Source organism: Streptomyces sp. TM32, from assembly GCF_004122755.1.
Lineage (GTDB): Bacteria > Actinomycetota > Actinomycetes > Streptomycetales > Streptomycetaceae > Streptomyces > Streptomyces sioyaensis.
In genome coordinates, this window is the sequence record NZ_SDIG01000208.1 from 1 (window position 1) to 10,006 (window position 10,006).

General features: G+C 77.4%; 2 protein-coding genes. Both read right to left on the reverse strand.

Annotated features, from left to right (window positions below; all coding sequences use genetic code 11):
* A partial coding sequence (locus EST92_RS28720) for a type I polyketide synthase (protein WP_216849135.1) occupies nucleotides 1-2,959 on the reverse strand: 2,959 nt, incomplete at its 3' end.
* Nucleotides 2,952-9,896, reverse strand: a complete 6,945-nt coding sequence (locus EST92_RS28725; protein WP_129283634.1) for a type I polyketide synthase — start codon at nucleotides 9,894-9,896, stop codon at nucleotides 2,952-2,954. The genes EST92_RS28725 and EST92_RS28720, both read right to left, overlap by 8 nt.
* Between the last annotated feature and the right edge of the window lie 110 nt (nucleotides 9,897-10,006).

Genomic DNA, 10,006 nt, shown 5'->3' on the forward strand with positions numbered 1-10,006 from the left:
GGGGTGGGGGTGGGCCCGCGGGCGCGAAAATCCCCGTCTTCGACACCGTCTCCCCCAGGCGGACCAGCGGCGAGCCGAGGTCCAGCCGGACCGGCGGGCCGGGTGCTGCCGGGACGGTGGCGGGCGCCGCGGACGGGACGGCTGCCGGCCCCACGGACGGCACGGTGGCCGCCCCCGCGGGCTCCGCGAACGCCGCGGTGGCGCGCGACACGGCGGCCGGCGGGGCGATCCCGCCCCGGCCCGCCAGTCGGTCCCAGCGCGGGTTCAGCCCCTCGGCCCACAGGGCGGCGGCCAGCCGGCGCAGCGGTGCCGTTCCGGCGTCGCCGGAGCCGGCCGCCGCGACGGCGAGATGGTCCTGTCCGTGGAGGGTGTCGGCCACGAACCCGGTGAGGCTGCCGGCGCCGACCTGGACGAAGGCGCGTACGCCCGTCTCGTACAGTCGCCTGGTCAGCTCCTGGAAGCGGACCGGCTCCAGCAGGTGGCGCAGCACCAACCGGCGTACCGCGGGCGGGTCTTCGGGAAACGTGGCGACCGTGGTGGCCGACCACACGGGGAGCTGCGGATCCCGTTGCGGCAGCGCGTCGAACGCGGCGCCCACCTGGTCCAGGTAGGGCGCCCACATCGGCGTGTGGAAGCCGGACCGGAAGGGCATCTCCTGGGCGTGTACGCCCTGCTCCGCGAGTCTGCGCACGGCCTCGGTCAGCTGCCCGGGGTCCCCGCAGATCACCGACTGGTGCGGGCAGTTGTCGTGGCTGACCGCGACCCGGTCCAGCCCCGCCAGCGCCGCGGCCGCCTGTGCGGCGCCGCAGCCCAGGGCCGCATAGACCAGGTCGGGTACGGCGAGCGAGGTGGGCCGCAGCGAGCCGAGGAAGGCGTCCACGGCCTGCGGCGGATACATGCCGGCGACCACCATCGCGGTCCATTCGCCGAGGCTGTGGCCCGCCAGCAGATCGGGGACGATGCCCAGTTCGCGCAGCGCGCGGGCGAGCAGCCGTCCGGTGGTGAGGGTGTCGACGGCCCGCTCGACCAGTCCCGCGCCGCCGGTGACCCGGGGCCGGGGCAGCGTCAGCAGGTCGGCGATCCCGTCCACCGAGGGCGGCAACTCGGCCTCCAGCCCCGGGAAGAGGAACGCGAGCCGGGCTCCCGGATCCGCTGCGTACGGCCCGAAGAAGGGAGTCGGGGTGAACCACACCTCGCCGCGGCCGCGCCAGGGCAGGGCGCGCGCGAGGATCTTGGTGGCCAGGGCACGGCGCCGCGGGGTGGGGTCGGGCAGCGCGAGCCGGCAGGGACGGTGATGCGCGGGGACGCCGGTGTCCGCGTCCGCGCCCCGCTCCCCCACCCTCCGTAATTCCTCGGCGAGTTCCCCGGGGGTGTCCGCGGTGAGCCAGTAGGTGCGCTCCGGCTCCGCCGTCCACAACGGGGAGCTCCGGCGCACGGGCGGCGCGTCGGGGCTGCGTCCTCCCGGTCCTCCCGGTCCTCCTGGTGCTCCCGGTGCTTCCTCCAGGACGGCGTGGGCGTTGATCCCGCCGAAGCCGAAGGCGTTGACGCCCGCCCGCAGTGGCGCCGGTCCGGCGTCCCAGGGTTCGGCCGCGGTGACCGGCCGCATACGGGTGCGTGCCAGGTCCTCGTGCGGGTCGTCGAGGTGCAGGGTCGGCGGCAGGGTGCGGTGGTGGACGGCGAGGGCGGCCTTGATCAGTCCGGCGATGCCGGCGGCCTGCATGGTGTGGCCGAGCATCGACTTCACCGAGCCCAGGCCGACCGGCGCCCGGCCCGCCCCGGGCGGCCCGAACACCCTGGCCAGGGTGGCCAGTTCGGTGCGGTCACCCACCGGGGTCCCGGTGCCGTGCGCCTCCAGCAGCCCGAGCGCTCCGGGGGCCGCCGGGTCGAGACCCGCACCGTGCCAGGCCTGCGCCAGCGCCTGGACCTGGCCCTCGACCTCGGGACTCATCAGGCTTGCGGTACGCCCGTCCCCCGCCACCCCCACCCCGCGGATCACCGCGTACACCCGGTCCCCGTCGCGCTCGGCGTCGGCCAGCCGCTTCAGCAGGACGACACCGGTGCCTTCGGACAGCAGGGTCCCGTCGGCCCGGCGGTCGAAGGGGCGGATGTGCTGGCTGGGGCTGAGCGCGCGCAGCTGGGTGAAAACGCTCCACAGGGTGGCGATGTGGCAGTGGTGCACGGCTCCGGCGACCATGAGGTCGCAGCGGCCGGCGGCCAGCAGATCGACGGCCTGCGCCACGGCCAGCAGGGAGGAGGCGCAGGCCGCGTCGAGGGTGTAGGCGGGGCCGCGGAAGTCCAGCCGGTTGGCGGTCCGGGCGGCGGTGAAGCTGGGGACCAGGCCGATGGAGGCCTCCGGCGCCTCGGGCCCCAGGCTCGCCCGGAAGGCCTCCCGGACGGCCGTGATCTTCTCCTCCCCCAGTTCCGGGGCGAGTTCGCGCAGGGTGGCGGCGAGCTGATGGGCCGTACGGACCCGCTGGTCGAGGCGGGCGGTGGCCACGCCCATGTAGCCGCCGCGGCCGAGGATGACGCCGATACGGGAGCGGTCGGCGGGCAGCCGCTCCTGGCCGCCCGCGTCGGCGATGGCGTCGGCGATCACCCGCAGGGCGAGCAGCTGATCGGGCTCGGCTCCCGGGACCGCGGCGGGCATGATGCCGAAGCGGGTGGGGTCGACGACGGCCAACTCGTCCAGGAAGCCGCCCCGCCGGCAGTAGAAGCGGTCGCTGCGGGCGGGGCCCTCGGCGCCGTGCGGGTCGTAGTAGACCTCCGGGTCCCAGCGGCCGGGCGGCACGTCGGTGATGCAGTCCGTACCGGCCACCAGGTTGCGCCAATAGGCGGCGAGGTCGCCGGCGCCGGGGAAGAGCGCTCCCATGCCGACGATCGCGGCGTCGGTGGGCCGGGGCCTGGAGCGCCGGGGTCCGGCGGCACCGGACCCGACGGGCCAGGGCGGGGCCTCAGTCATCGTGCGCCGCCCGGCCGTCGGCCTCCGCCGCCAGCACGACCTGGGCCGCGGTGCCCCGCGCCAGCTCGTCCAGGAGGGCGGCGGCCGCGGCGTCGGGATCCAGGAGCGCGACACCGCGGCGGGCGTAGGCGCGCTCCAGTTCCTCGGTGACCATGCCGCCGCCGGTGGCGGCCCAGGGTCCCCAGTCGACGGCGAGGACGCGGCCGGGCGCCCGGGCCGACCAGGCCACGGCGAGAGTGTCCAGGGCGTCGTTGGCGGCGGCGTAGTCGGCCTGGCCGCGGTTGCCGAAGACCCCGGCGACGCTGCCGAAGAGGACGAGGAATCCGGTGTCCTCGCCGGCGGCCGACAGCAGATGGCGGGCGCCGTCGACCTTGGTGGCGAAGACCCGGGCGAACGAGGCCGGGTCCTTGTCCCGCAGCAGCTTGTCCTCCAGGGTGCCCGCGCCGTGCACGATCCCGTCGAGGCGGCCGTGCCGGGCCAGGATGTCGTGCACCACGGCGCGTACGGCGCTCTCGTCGGTGACGTCGGCGGCGTGGTAACGCACGGAGGCGGCGAGCGGTTCCAGGACGGCGAGGGTGCCGGTGATCTCGCGCCGGGCCAGCACCCGACCGGCCGCCGCCTCGATCTCGGCGGGCCGGCGCAGACCCTGGGCGATCAGCGCGGCACGCAGGGCGATGCGGTCGTGGGCGTGCGCGAGTGCCGGGTCCTCGGGGGTGTCCTCCAGGGGCGTGCGTCCCAGGAGTTCGACGTGACAACCGTGGGCACGGGCCAGGGCGAGCGCCGTACGGGCGGTGATCCCGCGGGCTCCGCCGGTCAGCAGCACCACGGAGCCGGGGCCGAGCGGGGGGCGGCCGGTGGCGGTGCCGTCGTGGGGCAGCGGTACGGGGACGGCGCGCAGGGTGGTACGGGCGCCCCGGGCGTGGCCGACGACGACCGGCTCGCCGGGGGCGCACAGTTCGGCGAGGAGCTGCGCGGCGATCCGTTCGGGGCGGTCCTTGGGGTCGATGTCCACGGCGCGGATCAGGACGTCGGGGTATTCGAGGGCGGCCGTCCGGGCGAAGCCGCGCAGCCCGGCGCCGGGCAGCGGGTCGGGGGCGTCGCCGGCGGCGTCCTGGCCGAAGGTGCCGCCGGCCGCGGTGGCCAGCAGCAGCCACCGGCTCCCGCCGGTCAGTGCGCCGCGCAGGGCGGCGTACTGACCGGGCAGGACGGCTCCGTGGCCGGCCCGCAGCGCGCTGAGGTCCACCACTCCGGCGATCCCGTCTCCGGTGAGACCGGCCAGCCGCTCGGCGGGGACGGTACGCACCCGTGCGCCATGGCTCTCCAGGAGGGCGGTGAGGGCCAGCGCCACTCCCTGGCCGTCCTCGACCACGGCGAAGTCGAGTCCGGCCACCACCTCGGCGGGCGGCCGGCCGGCGGGCGGGCCGAGGGGGACGGCCCGGACCAGGGAGCGGGTCGGGGGCAACGGGGCCGGGCCGCCTCCGGGTTCGTCCGGTCCGGCAGGGCCCACGGTGCCGCGCGGGGCGGGAGGAGCGGTGGGCACCGCCGGTGCGGGCGTCCTCGGTGCGGGCCCGGGCGACCCGGCGGCCGGTGCGGGCTCGGCGCGCGCGGCGGCGATCCAGTCGACGATGCCGCTGATGGTCTTGACCCGGGCGAGCTGTTCCACCGCCGATTCCGTGGCCCCGCCGGCGTCCTGCGGCAGTCCGATCCGGTCGGCCAGCGCGCCGATGATCTCCACCCGCTTGATGGAGTCCACCGAGAGATCGGCCTCCAGGTCGAGCCCGGCGTCGAGCATCTCGCGCGGATAGCCGGTCCGGGTGTGGATGATCTCCCGTACGGCGTCGAGGAGTTCCTCGGGGCTCAGCCGCACGGCCTCGGCGGGTGCCGTCGCCGGTGGCGTGGCAGCGGCCTCGGCGGGGGCCTGGGTCACGGCGAGGGCGGGGGACGGCACCACCGCCCGCTCCACCGCCGGCACCGGCACCGGCACCGGCCCGGATGCCTCGCTCTCCCCCAAGTAGCGCAGGACGACGTCCCGTTGGGCGGCGACGAGTTCCCGCGTGGTCCGCAGGTACTCCAGCACCGCATCCTGCCGGACGGGCCCGCCGGCCGCGGCGCTCCCTTCGTGCGGCGCGCCCGCGGTGTCCCCGGGGGTGTCCACCCGCCGCGCCGGGCGCAGGCCGCCCGGCAGGAAGGCGCCGTCGGCGGTGCGCACCACGTGCCCGTCCACCAGCCATCCCGGGCGGCGCGGTGCGGTCTCCGGCAGGATCTGCGTACGCCCGTGGAACAGGGCCTCCGGGTCGAGGGGGACCCCGGCCGCGGCGAGCCGGGCCAGGACGTGCGGCAGCCGGGCGAGCGCGGACTCGCCCGGTACGTCCAGCGGCACGGCGGTGTGCGGGCGGGCGCCGAGGATCTGCCCGACGAGCCCGGTGAGGACCCGGCCGGGGCCGGCCTCCACGAAGGTGCGCACCCCGGCGGCGTACATGTCCTCGATCTGGTCCACGAAGCGCACCGGCGCGGCGACCTGGCCCGCCAGGGTGCTCCGCAGCGCGGCCGGCGTGCCGTCGTACGGGCGGGCGGTGGCGCCGGACCAGACCGGGAAGGCGGGCGCGGACACCGCGGTGGCGTCCAGTTCGGCGGCGAGCGCCGTGCGGGCGGCAGCGAGCTGCGGGCTGTGGAACGCGCAGGCGACCGGCAGCCGCCGGGCGTCGACACCGGCCGTGTGCAGGGCCGCCACGGCGCGGTCCACGGCGTCCCTCGGCCCCGAGAGCACGCTCTGGGCAGGGGCGTTGTGGTTGGCCACGACGACACCGGTGCCGCCGGTCAGCTCTGCCACCCGGTCCGGCGCGGCCGCCACGGCGGCCATCGCCCCGGGGTCGTCCCCGGCGGCCGTGAGGATCGCGTCGGCCCGGCGGGCGCTGAGCCGGAGCAGCGCCTCGGAGTCGAAGGCGCCCGCGGCCCACAGGGCGGTCAGTTCGCCGTAGGAGTGCCCCGCCGTGCAGTCGGGCCGCACCCCGAGGGTGGTGAGCAGCCGGTGTGCGGCGGCGGAGGCGAGGCCGAGCGCCGGCTGGGCGACGCGGGTGTCGGTGAGGGCGGCCTGCTGGGCGGTCCGCTCGGTGGCGGTGAAGGCGGCGGGCGGGAACATGGCCGCGGTCCACCGCGGGTCGGCGCCGTCCAGGAGGGCGCGCAGCGCGGGAAAGGCGGTGAACAACTCCGCCAGCATGCCGGTGCGCTGGCTGCCCTGGCCGGGGAAGAGGAAGGACACCAGACCGGGGTCGGCGTCCCGGGTGCGCAGGTACACCCCCTCGGCGGCGGTGAGCCCGCGGGCCGCCGCCAGTTTGCCGGCGAGGTCGTCGAGGTCCTCGGCCACCACGCAGAGCTGTACCGGCCCCGGCGCCGAGGCGGTCTCGGCGGCGAGGTCGCGCAGCGGCCACGGCCGGCCGGCGGCGTCGTTGTCGGCCAGCCGCGCGGCGAGCCGCTCCACGGCCCGTACGGCGGCGGCGCGGTCGGCCCCGCGGAAGCAGAAGAGTTCGGCGGGCCAGTCCTCCAGGGTGTGCACGGGCTCGGGCGCGCCGCCGTAACCGGCCAATACGGCGTGGTAGTTGGTGCCGCCGAAGCCGAAGGCGCTCACCCCGGCGACGCGCCGCTCCACGGGCACCGGCCAGGGGCGGGCGCTGACGGTGTCGAAGCGGAACGGGCCGGTGGCCGCGGCGTCGTCCGCGGCCGGGCGGGTCAGATGCAGGGTGGGCGGCCGCACGCCCGTGTGCACGGCGCGCGCGGCCTTGATGAGCCCGGCCAGCCCGGCCGCGCATTTGGTGTGCCCGATCTGCGACTTGACCGAACCCAGCGAGCAGCCGCCCGGCGCCGCGCCCGCGGCGTCGAACACCTCGGTGAGGACGGCGAGTTCGGTGCTGTCGCCGACGACGGTCCCGGTGCCGTGGGCTTCGAGGAGACCCACCTGTGCGGGGCTGATCCCGGCTCGCCGGTAGGCGCGTTCCAGAGCGCGCCGCTGCCCCTCGGGCCGTGGGGCGGTCAGGCCGAGGGAGCGTCCGTCGCTGGAGGTGCCGACCGCCTTGACGACCGCGTAGATCCGGTCGCCGTCCCGCTCGGCGTCCGCGAGGCGCCGCAGCACCAGGCAGCCGACGCCCTCGCCCAGCGCGATCCCGTCGGCCGCGGCGTCGAACGGGCGGCAGCGGCCGGTGGGCGACAGGGCGCGGACGGACGCGAACATCAGGTAGTCGTTGATGCCGTTGTGCACATCGGCGCCGCCGCACAGGACCATGTCGCTGTCGTGGTCGCGCAGTTGCCGGCAGGCCAGGTCGAGCGCGGCGAGCGAGGAGGCGCAGGCGGCGTCCACGGTGCAGTTGGCGCCGCCCAGGTCGAGGCGGCTCGCGATCCGCCCGGCGATGACGTTGGCGAGCACGCCGGGGAAGGAGTCCTCGGTCAGCCGGGGCAGTTCGGCGTCGAGGGCGGGCGGCAGCGCTCCGAGGTAGGCCGGGTGCAGCGCGCGCAGCCCGTAGGCGCCGGCGAGTTCGGTGCCCGCCTCCGCGCCGAAAACGACGCCGGTGCGGGCGCGGTCGAAGTCCCGCTCGGCGTATCCGGCGTCCGCCAGGGCCTTGGCCGCCGCGTCGAGGGCGAGCAGCTGCACCGGTTCGATGCCGGTGAGGGAGGCCGGGGGGATGCCGTGGGCGAGCGCGTCGAAGGGGATCGGGGGCAGGAAGCCGCCCCAGCGCGAGGGGGTGCGCTCGCCCGCCCGCGCGGGGTCGGGGTCGTGGTAGGTCGCGGCGTCCCAGCGCTCGGCGGGCACCTCGGTGACGGAGTCGACGCCGTGGACGACATGGGACCAGTAGCGGGCGGTGTCGGCCGCGCCGGGGAAGCAGCAGGCCATGCCGACGATGGCGATGTCCAGCGGGTCCGCCTCCGGGTCCGGGCGCCCGGCGGGCGGCCGGAACTGTTCCGCACGTGCGCCGAGCAGGGCGGTGGCCCCGTCGGTCACCTCGCGGTGCAGCGCGGCGAGGGTGGTGGGGGCGCTGCGGGTGGTGGCGGCCTGGCCCAGCATGTACAGGCCCTCCCGGCGCTGTTCCGGCTCCCCCACCGGCGCGGGGCGCCCGCCGTCGGTGTGCCGCAGGCCCTTGCTCGCGAGTCGCAGCCGCCCGAGGTTGCGCCGCTCCAGCTCCTCCCAGCGGGCCCGCGGGTCCGTGCCGTCCGCGGCCAGCCGCCGTTCGGCGGCCGCGAACTCGTCGGCGTAGGCGGTCTCGGCGCAGCGGGTGGCATGGCCCGGCGCGGTGCGCAGCAGTACGGTCCGGTCGCAGGCCAGGGCGGTCTGCTGGAAGCCCGGGAGGACCGCGCCGGTGGCCACGGCCTCCTCGGTGAAGAGGTAGGCGGTGCCCATCAGGACCCCGAGGGTGGCGCCGTGTTCGGCGAGCGGGGCGGCGGCGGCCATGGCCATGGCGGCCGAGCGGGCGTCGTGGATGCCGCCGGCGAAGAGCACGTCCAGCTCCCGCGCCGTCCCGCCGGGTGCACGGACGTGTGCCAGCAGGCGCTCGATCTGCTCCTCCCACAGCGGGAAGCTGGCCCGGGGGCCGATGTGGCCCCCGCATTCCTGCCCTTCGAAGACGAATCTGCGGGCGCCCTCCGCGAGGTAGCGCTCCAGCAGGCCGGGCGAGGGGACGTGAAGGTAGGTCCGGGTGCCGGCCGCTTCGAGGGGCGCGGCCTGGGCGGGCCGGCCGCCGGCGATCAGGGCGTAGGCGGGGGCGAACTCGGCCACCGCGGCGAGCTGTTCGGCGCGCAGCGCGGGCGGCGCGAAGCCGAGCAGGCCGACGCCCCAGGGCTTGGCGCCCAGCCGTTCGGCGGTCTCGGCCAGCAACCGGCGCACCTGCGCGCCGTCCATGACGGCCAGGGCGAGGAAGGGCAGCCCGCCCTCGGCGGCCACGGCGGCGGCGAAGGCGGCCTCGTCACTGACCCGGGTCATCGGCCCCTGGACCACGGGCAGATGCCGGGCCCCGGGGCGACGGGCCAGCGGGCGGGTGCGGGCCGCCGCCGCGAGGTGGCCGGTGACGGCGGCGCGTACGGCCTGCACGATGCCGGCGGTGGTGCGGTGGCGCGCGGCGAGCCGGGCGGCGAACGCCCCGTCCTGGCCGATGGGGAGCAGCTGGGCGGACAGGTCACGGGCGCCGAGGAGCCCGGTGAGATCTGCGGGGCCGAGGTCCTGGGCGGAGGGCCCCGCGCCGTCCGGGGCGAGGGCCGCGTCGGCGCCCGGCGGCGCGAAGCCGGGGCGCAGCAGGACCCGGTGGCCCGCGACGACCGTGGTCTCGCTGCCGTCCATGGCCCGGATCGCGGCGGCGACCGCCCGGGGCAGCCGGTCCGCGCCCTCGGTGGTGAGCGCGAGCTGGGCGTCGAGCAGCACACCGGCCGCCCCGCCGGCGACGGCCGCGGCGGCGGTGTGCGGACCGATGCCCCCGGCGGCGAGGACGGGGACGGTCACGGCCGGGTCGGCCAGCATCCGCTGGAGCAGGACACAGGTGGTGAGTTCGCCCACCCGGCCGCCCGACTCATGGCCGCGGGCGACCAGCGCACCGACGCCGGCGGCACAGGCCGCCGCGGCCTCCTCGGGGGTGGTGACCTCGGCCCATACGCGGCGGCGCCCGCCGTCGGCCCAGTCCGGCGGGGTGGGTAACGGGGCCCGGGCCACGGCGTCGTGCGGTACGGCCGCGGCGTACGCCCGTGGATCGGCGAGCAGCACGGTGTCGACCTCGTCGGGCAGGTCGGCGGGGGTGCAGGGACACCCCACCGGTATGCGCACGCCGTACGGCAGCGGCCCCGACCGGGCCAGCGCCGCACGCGCCGTACCGGCGTCCCGGCCGAGGTCCAGCAGACCGAGCGCGCCCGCACGTGCGGCCGCCACGACGATCCGCTCGCCCGGCTCCTCGAACGGCGAGAGCACGACGACGAGATCGCGGTCGGGGGCCTGCGGATGCCGGGGCTCGGCGGCGTCGTCCGGACGTGCACGGAGGGGCGGAGAAGCGGGGGCGGAAGAGCTGGGGAGAGGGGTGC